Genomic DNA, 15,350 nt, shown 5'->3' on the forward strand with positions numbered 1-15,350 from the left:
TCGGGCTCAGCGCGCGGTGGCGAGACCGAACCGCGCGGGCGTGTGGATGGCGGCCGCGTCGACGCCGTGGCGGGCGGTGAGTTCGTCGACGATCTCGGCCGTGCCCAGGTAACCGCCCAGAAGGAAGATCCGCGTGGCGTCGTCGTCGCAGCACAGCATCTCGCCGGCCCACCCGGCGACCGCGCGGGTGAGCGCCTGACCGGGCGCGCATCCGCGGCCGGTCCCCGGAGCACCGCCGCGGCGGGAACGGTCGAGCCAGGTGACCGTCATACGCGCGGGGGCGGCGATCGCGGTGATCCACGACGCGTCGGGGACCTCGACGAAGATCCGGCCGGTCGAGCAGATTGGCAGCGTCGACAGGAGCGCCTCCATCTCGGCGAGGGAGGTCTCGTCGGCCGTGATGAGGTGCTGCACGCGCGTGTGACGCGACGATCGGCAGGCGGCGTCGTTGTGCTCGGCGGAGGTGGACATGATGGCATCCACTATACCCGCGATGAAGGGTTGCCTAACCTGCGTTCCGCCCGTTCCGCCGGTCGAGCGTCGGGGCTCACTCGAGGAGCGCTGCTCGCAGGGCGTCGAGCTCGGCCGCGTCCAGTCCGTGGACGCGCAGGAAGTCGGCGGGGGAACCGTACCCGGCATCCAGGCGGTGCAGGAGCGCGCGCATGACCGCCGCCGGCGACCGCGTCGCCAGCTCCTCCGCGTGGCGGTTCTCGGGATGGAGGGCCCGGATGCCGGCGACGACCCGGCGATTGCGCTCGACGGGCAGGAGCGCCTCGGTACGGGCGTAGTCGTCCACCACGGCATCGCGGTCGACACCGGCCGCGGCGAGCGCGATCGCGACCGTGACGCCGGTGCGGTCCTTCCCTATGGTGCAGTGGACCAGCACCGGCTGGGCACCGGCGATCGCGCGCACCGCGTCGACGATGCGATCGGCGGAGCCTTCGACGAGCTCGCCGTACAGCTCGCCCAGACTTACGTCGCGCTGGAAGAACGACTCGACCGATCCGAGGAAGAGCGGGACCCGCTGCACCTCGACATCGAGTCCGTCGATGCGGCTCGGAGCGTGACGCACCTCGTCGTCGTCGCGGAGGTCGACGATGCGGCGCAGTCCGAGGCCGCTCATCGTCCGCAGGCCCGCGTCGTCGACGTGGACGAGGTTCCCCGAGCGGTAGAGGACGCCGGCGCGCGTGCGCCGGCCACCGGCGGGAAGCCCGCCGACGTCGCGGAAGTTCGTCGCACCGGAGACGAGGGAGCTCACGCGGCGTCCCCGTGATCGTGAGGGGCGCGCGGCGCGGTGGTCGCCGGCGGCAGCGCACCCTCGCTCAGTGTCGCCGCAGCCGACGCGCGCGGGGGCACCGGGTACCGGCCCGCGATCGCCACGCGGTTGAAGGCGTTGATCGCCACGAGCACCCAGCTGAGCGCGACGTATTCCTCTTCGCTCAGGATGCCGCCCGCGCGGTCGTACACCTCGTCGGGGATGCCCTCTTCGTGGATGAACGTGAACGACTCCGTCAGCTCGAGGGCGGCGCGCTCGCGCTCGTCGAACACCCCCGACTCGCGCCACGTCGCGATCTGCGCGATGACGTCGGCATCCAGACCCGCCGCCACGGCGGCATCCACATGGACGCGCACGCAGTACGCACAGCCGTTGAGCTGCGAGGCGTGGATCTGGACGATCTCGCGCAGCCGCGGGTCGATCCCGGCCGCGGCGGCGATGCCTCCGACGGTCTTCGAGAACGACCTCAGCGCGGCGTACGCCTCGGGAGCCTTCTTCGACAGGTGCACGCGCCGTTCCTCGCCCATGGCGACAGCCTACGGCGGACCGTCGACGCCGTGCGGGTCGACGTCCTGTCGCAGAGCCGTGGCCCGATACGTGTCAACGCGAGTCACGACGGTGGCGACGCCGCGCCCCCGATGACAGGCTGGCGGCATGCCCGAGACCGACGAGTTCTCCTTCCTCCCCTCCCAGGCCGCCGACGCCGAGGTCGACGTCCCGCCCGTCGCCCGGGTGTCGCTCACGCTCCCGGACGGGCGCACCCTGAGCGGTCTGCGATGGGGCGAGGAGCCGGCACGTGCGACCTTCCTGCACGGCGCGGGGCTGAACGCGCACACGTGGGACACGACACTGCTGCACCTCGGCGAACCGGCCCTCGCCCTCGACCTCGCCGGCCACGGCGACTCGTCGTGGCGGGACGACGCCGCGTACGTCGCCCGCGTCCTGGCCCCGGACGTCGCCGCGGCCCTCGAGACCTGGACCGATCGACCGCAGGTGCTCGTCGGCCACTCGCTGGGCGGGCTCACGGCCGCGGCCCTCGCGGCGACGCGTCCGGACCTCGTGGCCGAGGTCGTGCTCGTCGACATCACCCCCGGCATCGACCCGAGCGGAGGACCGGCGCAGCTGCGGGCGTTCTTCGCCGGTCCGACCGACTGGGCGACGCGCGACGAGCTGGTCGAGAAGGCGCTGTCGTTCGGCCTCGGCGGATCGCGTCGGGCCGCCGAGCGCGGCGTCTTCCTCAACACCCGCGTGCGTGCGGACGGGCGCGTGGAGTGGAAGCACCACTTCGCCCACCTGGCGGCGGCCGCCGCCGCAGCGGGCACCGACACCGGGACCCCGGATGCCGTACGCGCGGTGCTGGCCGAGACGGGGTGGGACGACGTGGCCGGTGTTCGCGCTCGGCTGGAGCTGATTCGCGGAGAGCACGGCTTCGTCACGGCCGACGACGCCGACGAGCTGCTCCGCCGCGCTCCCGATACCGACGTCCGCGTCGTGTCCACCGGTCACAACGTGCAGGAAGAGGACCCCGCGGGCCTCGCCGCCCTCGTGCGCGAACGGCTCGACGCGGCCTGACACACGGCGGCTCGGCGGTGTCGCGTAGTGTCACACGCGGCTGCCCGCGCAACGGGTGAAAGTAGGCTGTCTTCACCCCACTCCACGGCACCACAGCCCCCGGATGCCGTCGGCCTGCGAAAGGACACCCCCGCAATGCTGCGCCGTACCGCCCTCGCCACGAGCGCGCTCCTGATCGGAGCGCTCCTGTTCACCTCGTGCACCGGCACCTCGACCGCGCCCGACCCGACCGGCGCGCCCGACCCGGACGCCACCCTCACCGTCCGTCTCTCGCTGGAGCCGTCGAATCTCGACATCCGCCGCACGAGCGGCGCCGCCCTCGAGCAAGCACTCATCGACAACGTCTACCAGGGCCTGGTCACTCGCGACGGCGACGACGACAACGCCATCGTCCCGGCGCTCGCCACCGACTGGACGGTGTCGCCCGATGGGCTCACCTACACCTTCACCCTGCGCCAGGGCGTGACGTTCCACGACGGGAGCGCGCTCACGGCCGAGGATGTCGTGACGTCCCTGCAGACCGCGAAGGACGACGCGACCATCCAGAACAGCGCCGACCTGGCCGGGGTGGCATCCATCGCGTCGCCCGACCCGACGACGGTCGTCGTGACGCTCGCGCAGCCGAACATCGATTTCCTGTTCGCCCTCACCGGCCGCGCGGGACTGGTCGTCAAGAGCAACGACACCACGAACTTCGAGACCGCCACCAACGGCACCGGGCCCTTCACCGTGTCGTCCTGGAACACCGGCCAGAGCCTCACCCTCACCCGCAACGACGCCTACTGGGGCGAGAAGGCGGGCGTGGCCGAGGTCGTGCTCGAGTACATCCCCGACCAGAGCGCGGCGATCAACGCGGCCGTCAGCGGCGATGTCGACGTGGCCCTCGAGATCGACCCCGAGCTCCAGGGGCAGCTCGACGGCACCGGCGACTTCCGGGTCGAGTCGGGCCTCACCACCGACAAGGGCACGCTCGCGTTCAACAACGCCCGCGCGCCCCTCGACGACCAGCGCGTGCGCGAAGCCCTGCGCCTCGCGATCGACCACCAGGCCCTCATCGACACCCTCGGCGCCGGCCAGCCGCTCTACGGTCCGATCCCGCCGCTGGATCCGGGATACGAAGACCTGTCCGGCAGCATCTCGTACGACCCCGACCGCGCTCGCGAGCTGCTGGCCGAGGCCGGAGCCGAGAACCTGACGCTGACCTTGACGATCCCGAGCGTCTACCCCTCCTCGATCCCGACGTTCCTGGTGTCCTCGTTCGCCGACGTGGGTGTGACGTTGAGGGTCGAGTCGGTCGACTTCCCGACCTGGCTGACGGACGTCTACACCAACCACGACTACGACCTGAGCTTCGTCCGCCACGTCGAAGCGCGCGACTTCAGCAACTTCGCCAATCCGTCGTACTACTTCGGCTACGACAACCCCCGGGTGCAGAGCCTGTACGCGCAAGCACTCGCCACCACGGATGAGCAGCAGTCGTCCGACTACCTGGCCGAGGCCGCACGCATCGTGTCCGACGAGGATGCCGCCGACTGGCTGTTCCTCTCGACGCCGCTCACCGCCGTGGCCGCCAATGTCGCGAACTTCCCGAAGAACTCTCTCAACGTGCGTCTGCCGCTGGCGAGTGTGACGGTCTCGTCGGAGTGATCCGCTACACGCTGACACGGCTGGGCCTGCTCGTTCTGGGCCTGGCCGTGTCGAGCGTGCTGATCTTCGCGTCCCTGCGCGTGCTGCCCGGCGACGTCGCGCTCCTCATCGCCGGTACGCAGGCGACGCCGGAGCAGGTGGCGGCGCTGCGCGAGAGCCTCGGTCTGACGCAGCCGCTCTGGCAGCAATACGTCGACTGGATCGGCGGGGTGCTGCGCGGCGACCTCGGCACGTCCCTCATCACGGGCGTCTCGGTGGGGTCCGAACTCACCGAGAAGGCGCGGGTCACGCTTCCGCTGGCGGCGATGTCGTTGACCGTCGCCCTCGCCGTCGGACTCCCCTTCGGGGTGCTGTCGGCATTGCGGCGCGGCCGCCCCGACGGCACCGCGCTGAGCGTCGGCGCTCAGGCGCTGGCGGCCGTCCCGGTGGTGTGGGCGGGCATGATGCTGGTCGTGGTGTTCGCCGTGTGGCTGGGGTGGCTTCCCCCGCAGGGCTTCCCGCGTTCCGGCTGGGGCGACCCGGCGGCCGCCGTCCGAGCCCTGATCCTCCCCGCGGTCACCATCGGCGTCGTGGAGGGCGCGATGCTGCTGCGGTTCGTCCGCAGCGCCACCCTTCAGGCGATGGGCCAGGACTACGTCCGCACCGCGGCGGCGAAGGGACTGACGCGCACGCGCGCGCTGTTGAGTCACGGCCTGCCCAACGTCGGTCTCTCCGTCGTCACCGTGCTGGGTCTGCAGATCGCCGGTGTGATCGTGGGCGCGGTCGTCATCGAGCAGCTCTTCACGCTCCCGGGGATCGGACGGATGCTCGTCGCCGATGTGTCCGCGCGCGACCTGCCCAAGGTGCAGGGGGAGCTCCTGGCTCTCACCGGGTTCGTGCTGATCGTGGGCTTCCTCGTCGATCTCGCGCACCGTCTCATCGACCCTCGGCAGCGGGAGGCATCGTGAGGACGTTTCGCCGGTTGTGGCGTCACGGCACCGGGCGCTTCGGCATCCTGGTCGTGGCGGTCATCGCGCTCACCGCCCTCGTATCGCTCGTGTGGACGCCGTTCGATCCCGCGAGCGTGGACGCGCGCGCGCGATGGAGCGACCCGACGTGGCCGCACGTGCTCGGAACCGACGGCAACGGCCGCGACATCCTGAGCCTGCTCATGGCGGGGGCGCGGACGACCGTGGTCGTGGCCGTGGGCGCGGGGATCGTCGCCTCGCTCCTGGGCATCGCCCTCGCCGCCTTGGGCGCACTGACGGCGCGGTGGGTGCGGGAGAGCGTCGCGGTGCTCGTCGACATCCTCGTGGCCTTCCCGGTCCTCATCATCGCGATGATGATCACCGCCGTGTGGGGCGGCTCGCTCGGCGTCGTCATCTGGTCGGTGGGGATCGGCTTCGGGGTGAACATCGCGCGCGTGACACGGCCGGAACTGCGGCGCGTGCTGCACAGCGATTTCGTGCTCGCCGGTCGCGCGAGCGGGCTCACGCCCGCACAGAATCTCGTCCGACATCTCCTCCCCAACGTCGCGCCGGTGTTCATCGTGCAGCTGTCCTGGGGCATGGCCGTCGCCGTTCTGGCGGAGGCGGGGCTGTCCTATCTCGGCTTCGGCGCCCCGATCACGCAGCCGTCGTGGGGCGTGCTCCTCAGCGACCTCCAGGCCTACATCTCGGTGCATCCGCTCGCCGTCGTGTGGCCGGGCCTGGCCATCACGCTGACGGTCCTCGGACTCAACCTCCTCGGCGACGCCCTGCGCGACGCCGCCGACCCCACGCTCTCCGAGCGCGCTCCGCAGGCGCGCACGCACGTTCCGGGGGTGGTCGCATGACTCTCGAGGTCGAGGACCTCCGCATCGCGATCGGCGGCCGCACCGTGGTCGACGGTGTGAGCTTCACCGTGCCCGACGGAGCCCGCCTCGGTCTCATCGGCGAGTCCGGCTCGGGCAAGTCTCTGACGGCACTCGCGGTGCTGGGCCTGCTTCCGGATGCCGCGACCGCCACCGGGAGCGTCCGCTGGAACGGCCGCGAGATCCTGGGGCTCACCGACCGCGAGCTCGCAGGAATCCGCGGCGACGAGATCGGCATCGTCTTCCAGGAACCGCGGACGGCGCTGAACCCGATCCGCACCGTCGGACGCCAGATCGGGGAGTCGATCCGCATCCACGAGGGCGTCTCGCGACGCGAGGCCCTGCGCCGCGCCGTCGCCGAAGCCGAACGCGTGGCCCTGCCCGATCCCGCCCGCATCGTCTCGCGCTACCCGCACCAGCTCTCGGGCGGCCAGCGACAGCGGGTGGCGATCGCGATGGCCCTCGCGTGCCGCCCGCAGCTGCTGATCGCCGATGAGCCCACCACCGCCCTCGACGTGACGATCCAGGCCGGCATCCTGTCGCTCCTGCGGTCCCTGGTCCAGGATGCCGGGATGTCGCTGATCTTCATCACGCACGACCTCGCGGTGCTCGCGCAGGTCGCCACCCACGCCGTCGTCCTCGAGGACGGACGCATCGTCGAGCAGGGCGCGGTGGCCGATCTCCTGCGATCCCCCGCCTCCTCGGTGACCCAGGCGCTGCTGCGGGATGCCACCGCGACACTGTGGCATCCGGAGATCGAGCGCACGTCGGACCCGGAGCGGGGCACGGTATGAACGACACGATCCTGCACGCCCGAGGCCTGTCGCGGACGTACCTGACCCCGCGCACGCGCGGCTTCGGCCGCGCCGAACGGACCGCCGGACTGCACGACGTCGACCTGTCGGTGAGGGCAGGCTCCGCGGTGGGCGTCATCGGCGAGTCGGGGTCGGGCAAGTCGACCCTCGTGCGGCTGCTGCTGGGTCTGGACACGCCCACCGCGGGCACCGTGGAGGTCGACGGCCGCACCGTGGACGCCCGCGGCTCGGCCCGGTCGCTGCACTGGCTGCGGCGGGCCACCGGGATCGTGTTCCAGGATCCTTACGCGTCGCTGGACCCGAGGATGAGCGCCGGGCGCATCGTCGGGGAACCCCTGTGGGCGCTGGGGATCGAGGGCGACAGACGTGCGCGGGTGCGCGAGGTCCTCGAGCAGGTGGGGCTGGAGCCGGATGCGGCCGAGCGCTTTCCGCACGAGTTCTCCGGCGGTCAGCGCCAGCGCCTCGCCCTGGCCCGCGCGATCGTGCACCGACCGCGCATCCTCGTCGGGGACGAGCCGCTGTCGGCGCTGGACGTCACGGTGCGCGCGCAGATCCTGCGCCTGCTCGCTCGGCTGCGGGCTGAGGAGCAGCTCACGCTCGTCCTCGTCTCCCACGACATCGGCGTGGTGCAGAACGTCTGCGATGCCGTCATCGTCATGAAGGACGGCCGCGTCGTGGAGCAGGGGCCGACCGAGAAGGTGCTCCTCGAGCCGCAGGCGGCGTACACGCGCCGGCTGCTCGCGTCTGTGCCGACGCTGCCGGGCTGACCGGAACCGTGCCAGGCACCCGGCGCGGCGGGACACCGCGACGCCACGCAGGCGCCCTGCCTCTCTGACATCTCCCGTCCTCATCCACAAGGGATGCCGCGTGTCGGTGGCCGCCGCTAGCCTCGCCCCATGACCCCCGGAATCGTCCCCCCGTTCCTGCTCGACCGCCTCGCCGCCACCGATGACCCCCGCCTCGCGCGCGCGGCCGCCGCGGCGCGCAAGACCCTCGCCGTTCCCCGTCCCGAGCGCCGGGCCCGCACGCGCCTCCGGCTCTCCATCGACGCCGGTGCTCTCGTCGCCGAGACGGCACCCGCACCGGACCGCGTCATCTCTGACGCCGGCAACACCGAGCGCTTGCCCGGCCGTCGCGTGCGCACCGAAGACGACGGCCCCACGGGAGACCGTGCCGTCGACGAGGCGTACGACGGCCTGGGTGCGACGTACGACCTGTTCTGGGATGCGTTCGTCCGCGACGGCATCGACGGCGCGGGCGGCTCGCTGCTGGCGACGGTGCACTTCGGCGACGACTACGACAACGCCTTCTGGAACGGCGAACGCATGGTGTTCGGCGACGGCGACGGCGAGGTGTTCACCGGCTTCACGCGCTCGCTGAGCGTCATCGCGCACGAGCTCGGGCACGGTGTCACCGAGGCGTCCGGCGGCCTCGAGTACCAGGGGCAGTCCGGTGCGCTCAACGAGTCGCTCTCCGACGTCTTCGGCGCACTGGCCGAACAGCATGCGCGGGGCCAGCGGGCCGATGAGGCGAGCTGGCTCATCGGGGCCGGCATCTTCGCCGACGCGGTGCAGGGCGTCGCGCTGCGGTCCATGTCGGCACCCGGGACCGCGTACGACGACGACGTGCTCGGCACGGACCCGCAGCCCGGGCACATGCGCGACTACGTCGAGACCGCGGACGACAACGGCGGTGTGCACATCAACTCCGGCATCCCCAACCGGGCGTTCCACCTCTTGGCGACACGGCTGGGCGGGTTCGCCTGGGAGCGGGCCGGGCTGATCTGGTATCGCACACTGACCTCGGGGACGCTGTCGACCACCGCCGACTTCGCCGCGTTCGCCGCCGCCACACGTGCCGTCGCGGCGGCGGAGTACGGTGAGAAGTCGGAGGAGGTCGACGCCGTCCGCGCCGCGTGGGCAGAGGTGGGCGTCGCGGAGGATGCCACGAGCTGAAGGCCCGGACGACGCGGAGCTCGCGGTCCTCGTCGTGCGCTCCGGCGGCATCGCCGGTCTGTCGCGGCAGTGGCGGGCCCAGCCTCCGCCCGAGCGGGCGCCGCAGTGGCGGTCGCTCATCGATCAGTGCACGTGGGATGCCCCTCCCCCGCCATCGACGGGGGCCGACCGCTACCAGTGGCGCATCGAGGTGCACGAACGAGGCACCGCGGTGCATCGGGCGCGGCTGGCAGACGCGCAGATCGAGGGCCCGTGGCGCACGCTCGTGGACGAAGTCCGCCGAGCGGCTGACCCGCGCGTCGACTGAACGCCGCCGAACGCGAGGCCACAGGCGCCGGGACGCGGAAGGGAGCCCCGCGTCAGCCGAACAGCTTTCGACGCTTCTTCTTCGAGGGGATGCTCTTCTGCAGATAGACCACGCCGAGCCAGCGACCGAACTTGAAGCCGACCCGCCCCATTCTGCCCACCTCGGTGAACCCGAGCTTCTCGTGCAGCGCGATCGAGGCATCCGCCCCCTTGTCGCTGATGGCCGCGACCATCTCGCGGATGCCCTTCTGGGCGCACGCGTCGATGAGGGCCTCCAGCAGCGCACGCCCCAGCCCCTTGCCCGAAGCCGCTTGTCCGAGGTAGATCGAGTTCTCGACCGTGTAGCGGTACGCCGACTTCGACTGCCAGGGCTGCACGAGCGCGTATCCGAGGATCTGCCCGCTGGGAGCCTCCGCGACGAGGAAGGGAAGCTCCAGCTTCTGCAGTGTGGCGAACTTCTCGCGCCACTTCGCGATCGACCAGGCCTTCTCGTCGAAGGTCACGACCGAGTTGCGCACGTAGTAGTTGTAGATCTCGCGGATGTCGGGGATGTCGGCTTCGATGGCCGGTCGGATCTCGTACGAGAACGGCCGCTCCGGCGCGGAGGTGCGCCGCAGATGCAGCGGTAGCCGCCGCCGACTCTTCTCGTACTCCTCTTCCAGCACGAACGCCACTCTACGGGGCGACCGTTTCGGCCATGTGACCGCGCCCCACGGCGGGCGGGAGCCGCGGGATCGCGGCGCACTCGGCCGCTCAGGCCGGAAGCCGCCAGTCCACCGGCGCCGCGCCCTGCCCCTCGAGCAGCGCATTGACGCGCGAGAAGGGGCGGGAGCCGAAGAATCCCCGACTCGCCGACAGCGGCGAGGGGTGCGCGGAGGCCACGATGGCGGTCTGGGCGAGAAGGGGCGTGAGGTGCGCGGCATCCCTTCCCCAGAGCACGGCGACGAGGGGCGCCGTCCGCGCCACGAGGCTGCGGATCGCGTGCTCGGTGACGCGTTCCCACCCCCAGCCCCGGTGGGAGGCGGGAGCGCCCGGAGCGACGGTCAGCACCCTGTTGAGCAGCATGACGCCCTGCTCCGACCAGGCGGACAGGTCGCCGTGCGGCGCGGGAGGGATGCCGAGGTCGTCCGACAGTTCGCGGTAGATGTTCGCCAGGCTCCGCGGCAGCGGTCGAACATGCGGATCCACCGCGAAGGACAGTCCGATCGGGTGTCCGGGGGTCGGGTAGGGGTCCTGGCCCACGATCAGCACGCGCACCGCATCGATCGGCGTGCGGAAGGCCCGGAGCACCTGATCACCCGCGGGCAGGTACGGCTTCCCCTCGCTCCGGAGCCGGTCGCCGATGGCGGCGATGTCACCGGCGACAGGCGTCAGCGGCTCGACCCAGGAGGCGTCGATGAGTCCCGCGTCGGCGAGCTCGGCGAGGGACCTCCCCGTCACGCGGCGTCTTCCTCCTGGACAGACCCCTGGGAGGACCAGGGGAAGTCGATCCACAGCGACGTGTTCTTCCACGAGTAGTCGGGGACGATCACGGTGGTCGGCTTCGTGTAGATGACGGCCGAGCGGGCCTCGGCACCGTGGCGGTCCAGCAGCGTGACGGCGAGATCGAGGGTGCGGCCACTGTCGGCCACGTCATCCACCAGCAGCACGCGCCTGCCCTTCAGGTACGACAGGTCCAGCGCGGGCGGCAGCACCTCCGGCGCGTCCAGCACCGTGCCGACGCCGGTGTAGAACTCGACGTTCAGCGCGCCGCAGTTCTTCACCCCGAGCCCGTACGCGATCGCGCCACCCGGAAGCAGCCCGCCGCGGGCGATCGCGACGACCACCTCGGGGTGGAACCCGTCCGCGACGATCGCGCGCGAGATGTCGCGGGTGGCGACGCCGAAGGCGTCCCAGGTCAGTCGTTCGCGCTCGTCGGTCGTCTCCGCCACGCGGATCCCCTCTCTTCGTGTGTCTTTCACCCTAGGGTGTCTCCGGCATGCCGCCCGGCGCGGTGCTAGCCTCGCGCCATGTCGCGTGCCTCGGGCGCGGTCGACCGGGTGCGCGGGTCCGCGCTCGGGGTGACCGCGGGACTCATCGGATGGTTCGTGCTGGTGGAGCTCGCCAGCGGCATCCTGCAGGGGTACTACGTGCCGCTGCTCCCCGACATCGTCGTCCACCTCGGCATCCGCGACGCCGACGTCAACTGGTTCGAGGCCGCTCAGCTGCTGCTCTCCGCCCTCGTGCTGCCCGTGCTCGCCAAGCTCGGCGACATGTTCGGGCACAAACGCATCCTGCTGATCTCGGCCGTCGCGACCGCGGCGGCCAGCTGGTGGCTGGTGTTCGCGGACACGTTTCCGACGTTCCTGATCGCGTGGGCCCTGCAGGGCTTCTACGTCGTCTGGCTGCCGCTGGAGATCGCGCTCATCTTCGACCGCGGACGCCGGCAGAGTCGCGGCGTCTCGCAGACCCGCCGCGCCGCCGGGCTCCTGGTGGTGGGCCTGCAGGCCGGAGCGATCGTCGGGGCACTCGCCGCGGGACGCCTGTTCGCCGCCACCGGCGGGGACCTGCGACTCGCGCTCACGGTCCCCGCGATCGCCATCACCCTGGTGTGCGCGGTGATCTGGCTGGGGGTGCCCGAGTCGGAGCGGATGCCGGGCGCTCGGCGCCTCGACGTCGGCGGGTTCGTGCTGCTCGCCGGGGCCTTGCTGTGCGTGACCGGCGCACTGTCGTTCGTGAGGCTGCCGGCTGGGCCCGGCCCCGCGGTGATCGTGCCCCTCCTCGTGCTCGGGGCGATCCTGCTCGTCGTGTTCGTCCGCTTCGAGCTCGGACGCCCCGACCCCGCGGTCGACATCCGGGTGCTGCGTCGTCCCGAGATGTGGCCGGTCCAGATGACCTCGTTCCTCGTGGGCATCAGCCTGCTCGGCGCGCAGGGACCGCTCGCGACCTACGCCGGGACCGACCGGTCCCTCGGCTACGGGCTGGGGCTGGATGCCACCGACCGCTCCAACGTCATCGGGGTGTACCTCGTGTCGCTCATCGTGGGTGCGGTTCTGTTCGCCGTGACCTCGCGCCGGGCGAGCCCGCGCGCCGTGTTGATCGGCGCCGCGGCGCTCGTGGGCGCCGGGTATCTTCTGCTGGTCCCCTTGCACACCGAGCTGTGGGAGGTGCTCCTGTGCCTCGCGATCGCCGGCCTCGGGTCGGGCGCTCTCGTGGCGGCGATGCCGGCCGCCGCCGCAGCCGCCGCGCCGCGCGGCCAGACGGGTGTGGCATCCGCCCTGACGAACACCACCAAGACGGTCGGCGGCACGATGTCGTCGGCGGTGTTCGGGGTCGTGCTCGCCGGGGGTGCGGGTGCCGCCGTCGCGGCCACGGCCGCACCGCTGGCCGGTTACATCGCCGTCTGGTCGATCTGCGCCGCCGGCGGATTCCTCGCGGCGGTCCTGCTGCTGTTCGTGCCGAAGGTCGCTTTCGCGGACACCGCCGAGGAGGAGGCGGCGGCGGGTGCCGCGCGTGGCGACATCGCGTGAACCGTGACCGCGCGCTACCGGACCCCTCGCGGGGCTCCGGAGCCCGCCCCGGGACAGCGCTCTGCGGGGTGCCGCGGGCGGAAGCGTCCCGCCCTCAGTCCGCCGCGCCGCGCACGCGCAACGGCCCGCGCGCGAGCAGATGCTGGGCGGACTGCGCCACGGGGCGGACCGTCACGAGGTCGAGGTTGACGTGCCCGGGAGCGTCGACCGCGTAGGCGATCACGTCGGCGACGTCTTCGGCCAGCAACGGCGCCTCCACGCCCTCGTACAGCTTCTCGGTGCCCGCGCGGTCGCCACCGAGACGGTTGAGCGTGAACTCCTCGGTGCGCACCATGCCGGGAGCGATCTCGATGACCCGCAACGGCTCGCCGTTGAGTTCCTGGCGGAGCGCCGCGACGAGCATCGACTCCCCCGCTTTCGCGGCGTTGTAGCCGGCGCCGCCCGGGTAGGCCACCTGAGCGGCGGTCGAGGTGACGAACAGCAGGTCGGCGTGGCCTGCCCGCTCGGCCGCACGGCGAAGGAGCGGGAGGAGGGATGCCACGAGCCGTTGCGACGACAGGATGTTGGCCTCGAACATCCACCGCCACTGCTCGGGGTCGCCGTCTTCTACGCGGTCGGTCCCGCGCGCGCCGCCCGCGACGTGCACGAGGGCGTCGACGCCGCCGGTCTCCTCGAGCCAGGCGGCGAGGCCCGCGACCGCGTCTGCGTCGGTGAGGTCGGCGGCGTGCGCCACGACGCCCGTCTCGGCCTCGAGCGCGGCGAGCCGCTCCGCGCGGCGGGCCACCCCCACGACCTCCCAGCCGCGCGCACGCAGCTCCCGCGCGGTCGCTTCGCCGATCCCCGAACTCGCCCCGGTCACCACAGCACGTCTCGTCATGGCATCCACGCTACCGGCGGGCGGCGGTACGGGCCGCGCCGCACGTTACGGCGCGTGTCCGCCCTGTTGTCGGCGCAGCGGGACGTCTCTACGCTCGCTGGAGGCCGTGGCATCCGTCGCGGTCCCCGAAGACCTTGAGGAGCAGCCGTGTCCGCACCCGAGAACTGGCGTTTCGAGACCAAGCAGATCCACACCGGCGCCCAGCCGGACCCGGTGACCAAGGCTCGTGCGACCCCGATCTACCAGACCACGTCGTACGTGTTCGACAACGCCGATCACGCCGCGAACCTCTTCGCGCTGGCGGAGTTCGGCAACATCTACACCCGCATCCAGAACCCCACGCAGGACGTCGTCGAGCAGCGCATCGCCGCGCTGGAGGGGGGCACCGGAGCCCTCCTGGTCGCCAGCGGCCAGGCGGCGGAGACCTTCGCGGTGCTGAACATCGCGCAGGCGGGCGACCACATCGTCTCGTCGAGCTCGATCTACGGCGGAACGTACAACCTGTTCAAGTACACCCTCGCCAAGCTGGGCATCGAGACGACGTTCGTCGAGAACCAGGACGACCCCGAGGCGTGGCGCGCGGCGGTCCGCCCCAACACGAAGCTCTTCTTCGCCGAGACCATCGGCAACCCGAAGATCAACGTGCTGGACATCCGCACCGTCGCCGACGTGGCGCACGAGAACGGCGTGCCGCTCATCGTGGACAACACGATCGCGACGCCCTACCTCATCCGCCCCTTCGAGCACGGCGCCGACATCGTCATCCACTCGGCGACGAAGTTCATCGGCGGCCACGGTACGACCATCGGTGGTGTCATCGTCGACGGCGGCTCGTTCGCCTGGTCGGAGAACGTCGAGAAGTTCCCCGGCCTCACCGAGCCTGACCCCTCCTACCACGGCGCCAGCTACACCACGGCGGTCGGCGACGGCCTGGCGTACATCATCAAGGCCCGCGTGCAGCTGCTGCGCGACCTGGGCGCCGCCATCTCGCCCCAGAGCGCGTGGCTGCTCATCCAGGGTCTGGAGACACTGTCGCTGCGCATCGAGCGCCACGTGCAGAACGCCCAGGAGATCGCCGAGTGGCTCGAGGCGCACGACGACGTCGCGAGCGTGAACTACTCCGGCCTGCCCACCTCCCCGTGGTACGCCGCCGCGAACAACTACGCTCCCAAGGGCGTCGGTGCCGTGCTGTCGTTCGAGCTCAAGGGCGGGGTCGAAGCGGGCCGCGAGTTCGTCAACTCGCTGACGCTGTTCAGCCACCTCGCCAACATCGGCGACGTGCGCTCGCTCGTCATCCATCCCGCCTCCACGACGCACTCTCAGCTCACGCCCGAACAGCAGCTGACCTCGGGTGTGACGCCCGGTCTGGTGCGTCTGTCGGTGGGTCTGGAGAACATCGACGACCTCAAGGCCGACCTCGACCAGGCCCTCGCCGCCGCGCGTCGCCTGTCCGAGGCCGCTCGCGCCTGACCTGCTCCGACGCCCCGCCCCGGTCCGCCGGGTCGGGGCGTCGTCGCGTTCGCGTCCGTCGCGTGGGTCGCGACGGGAGGTGCTTCGGGCGA

Annotated in this window: 17 protein-coding genes; 10 read left to right on the forward strand and 7 right to left on the reverse strand. The window is 71.7% G+C overall.

Annotation, left to right across the window (positions count from 1 at the left end):
* Positions 1 to 6: 6 nt before the first annotated feature.
* The 3 genes from LL239_RS09470 to LL239_RS09480 all read right to left on the reverse strand — a co-directional run bounded on the left by LL239_RS09470 (position 7) and on the right by LL239_RS09480 (position 1,803).
* Complete coding sequence (locus LL239_RS09470) at positions 7 to 471, reverse strand: SIP domain-containing protein (RefSeq protein WP_228163185.1); 465 nt, start codon at positions 469 to 471, stop codon at positions 7 to 9.
* Between the two features lie 76 nt (positions 472 to 547).
* Positions 548 to 1,258, reverse strand: a complete 711-nt coding sequence (locus LL239_RS09475) for a tyrosine-protein phosphatase (protein ID WP_228163186.1) — start codon at positions 1,256 to 1,258, stop codon at positions 548 to 550.
* A complete protein-coding gene (locus LL239_RS09480) occupies positions 1,255 to 1,803 on the reverse strand; it encodes a carboxymuconolactone decarboxylase family protein (protein ID WP_228163187.1) in 549 nt (182 codons plus the stop codon). Before LL239_RS09480 ends, LL239_RS09475 begins: the two co-directional genes overlap by 4 nt.
* Before the next feature lie 127 nt (positions 1,804 to 1,930).
* On the opposite strand from LL239_RS09480, the gene LL239_RS09485 reads away from it, so the two are divergent.
* The 8 genes from LL239_RS09485 to LL239_RS09520 all read left to right on the forward strand — a co-directional run bounded on the left by LL239_RS09485 (position 1,931) and on the right by LL239_RS09520 (position 9,403).
* Positions 1,931 to 2,848 carry an alpha/beta fold hydrolase gene (locus LL239_RS09485; RefSeq protein WP_228163188.1) on the forward strand — a complete coding sequence of 306 codons (918 nt, stop codon included), beginning with the start codon at positions 1,931 to 1,933 and terminating at the stop codon, positions 2,846 to 2,848.
* A 135-nt stretch (positions 2,849 to 2,983) separates the two neighbouring features.
* Positions 2,984 to 4,495 carry an ABC transporter substrate-binding protein gene (locus LL239_RS09490; protein ID WP_228163189.1) on the forward strand — a complete coding sequence of 504 codons (1,512 nt, stop codon included), beginning with the start codon at positions 2,984 to 2,986 and terminating at the stop codon, positions 4,493 to 4,495.
* A complete protein-coding gene (locus tag LL239_RS09495) occupies positions 4,492 to 5,442 on the forward strand; it encodes an ABC transporter permease (protein WP_228163190.1) in 951 nt (316 codons plus the stop codon). The genes LL239_RS09490 and LL239_RS09495 overlap by 4 nt, the downstream gene beginning before the upstream one ends.
* The gene (locus tag LL239_RS09500; RefSeq protein WP_228163191.1) at positions 5,439 to 6,308 is read left to right on the forward strand and encodes an ABC transporter permease; all 870 of its coding nucleotides are present in this window, start codon (positions 5,439 to 5,441) and stop codon (positions 6,306 to 6,308) included. The genes LL239_RS09495 and LL239_RS09500 overlap by 4 nt, the downstream gene beginning before the upstream one ends.
* Entirely contained in the window at positions 6,305 to 7,120 is an 816-nt protein-coding gene (locus LL239_RS09505) for an ATP-binding cassette domain-containing protein (protein WP_228163192.1), read from the forward strand. Before LL239_RS09500 ends, LL239_RS09505 begins: the two co-directional genes overlap by 4 nt.
* Positions 7,117 to 7,908, forward strand: coding sequence for an ABC transporter ATP-binding protein (locus LL239_RS09510; protein WP_228163193.1), 792 nt, complete (start codon positions 7,117 to 7,119; stop codon positions 7,906 to 7,908). Before LL239_RS09505 ends, LL239_RS09510 begins: the two co-directional genes overlap by 4 nt.
* Before the next feature lie 129 nt (positions 7,909 to 8,037).
* Complete coding sequence (locus tag LL239_RS09515; protein ID WP_228163194.1) at positions 8,038 to 9,096, forward strand: M4 family metallopeptidase; 1,059 nt, start codon at positions 8,038 to 8,040, stop codon at positions 9,094 to 9,096.
* Positions 9,083 to 9,403 carry a protealysin inhibitor emfourin gene (locus LL239_RS09520; protein WP_228163195.1) on the forward strand — a complete coding sequence of 107 codons (321 nt, stop codon included), beginning with the start codon at positions 9,083 to 9,085 and terminating at the stop codon, positions 9,401 to 9,403. Before LL239_RS09515 ends, LL239_RS09520 begins: the two co-directional genes overlap by 14 nt.
* A gap of 52 nt (positions 9,404 to 9,455) precedes the next feature.
* Here the strand turns inward: LL239_RS09520 and LL239_RS09525 are convergent, their stop codons facing one another.
* The 3 genes from LL239_RS09525 to LL239_RS09535 form a co-directional block, all read right to left on the reverse strand.
* Positions 9,456 to 10,067 (reverse strand): GNAT family N-acetyltransferase, encoded by a 612-nt coding sequence (locus LL239_RS09525; RefSeq protein ID WP_228163196.1) that lies wholly within the window; start codon positions 10,065 to 10,067, stop codon positions 9,456 to 9,458.
* Positions 10,068 to 10,155: 88 nt separating this feature from the next.
* Positions 10,156 to 10,842: a uracil-DNA glycosylase gene (locus LL239_RS09530; RefSeq protein ID WP_228163197.1), complete on the reverse strand. Its 687-nt coding sequence runs from the start codon at positions 10,840 to 10,842 to the stop codon at positions 10,156 to 10,158.
* Positions 10,839 to 11,333 (reverse strand): phosphoribosyltransferase, encoded by a 495-nt coding sequence (locus LL239_RS09535; RefSeq protein WP_228163198.1) that lies wholly within the window; start codon positions 11,331 to 11,333, stop codon positions 10,839 to 10,841. The genes LL239_RS09530 and LL239_RS09535 overlap by 4 nt, the downstream gene beginning before the upstream one ends.
* A 78-nt stretch (positions 11,334 to 11,411) precedes the next feature.
* Here LL239_RS09535 and LL239_RS09540 point away from each other — a divergent pair, with 78 nt between their 5' ends.
* Positions 11,412 to 12,911, forward strand: coding sequence for an MFS transporter (locus tag LL239_RS09540; protein WP_228163199.1), 1,500 nt, complete (start codon positions 11,412 to 11,414; stop codon positions 12,909 to 12,911).
* Between the two features lie 94 nt (positions 12,912 to 13,005).
* Here the strand turns inward: LL239_RS09540 and LL239_RS09545 are convergent, their stop codons facing one another.
* Complete coding sequence (locus tag LL239_RS09545) at positions 13,006 to 13,788, reverse strand: SDR family oxidoreductase (RefSeq protein WP_228163200.1); 783 nt, start codon at positions 13,786 to 13,788, stop codon at positions 13,006 to 13,008.
* A 147-nt stretch (positions 13,789 to 13,935) separates the two neighbouring features.
* Between LL239_RS09545 and LL239_RS09550 the strand changes: the two genes are divergently transcribed.
* On the forward strand, positions 13,936 to 15,258 hold the full coding sequence (locus LL239_RS09550; protein WP_228163201.1) for a bifunctional o-acetylhomoserine/o-acetylserine sulfhydrylase: 1,323 nt from the start codon (positions 13,936 to 13,938) through the stop codon (positions 15,256 to 15,258).
* The last annotated feature ends 92 nt before the right edge of the window (positions 15,259 to 15,350 follow it).

It is taken from the genome of Microbacterium testaceum, assembly GCF_020781835.1.
GTDB lineage: Bacteria > Actinomycetota > Actinomycetes > Actinomycetales > Microbacteriaceae > Microbacterium > Microbacterium testaceum_H.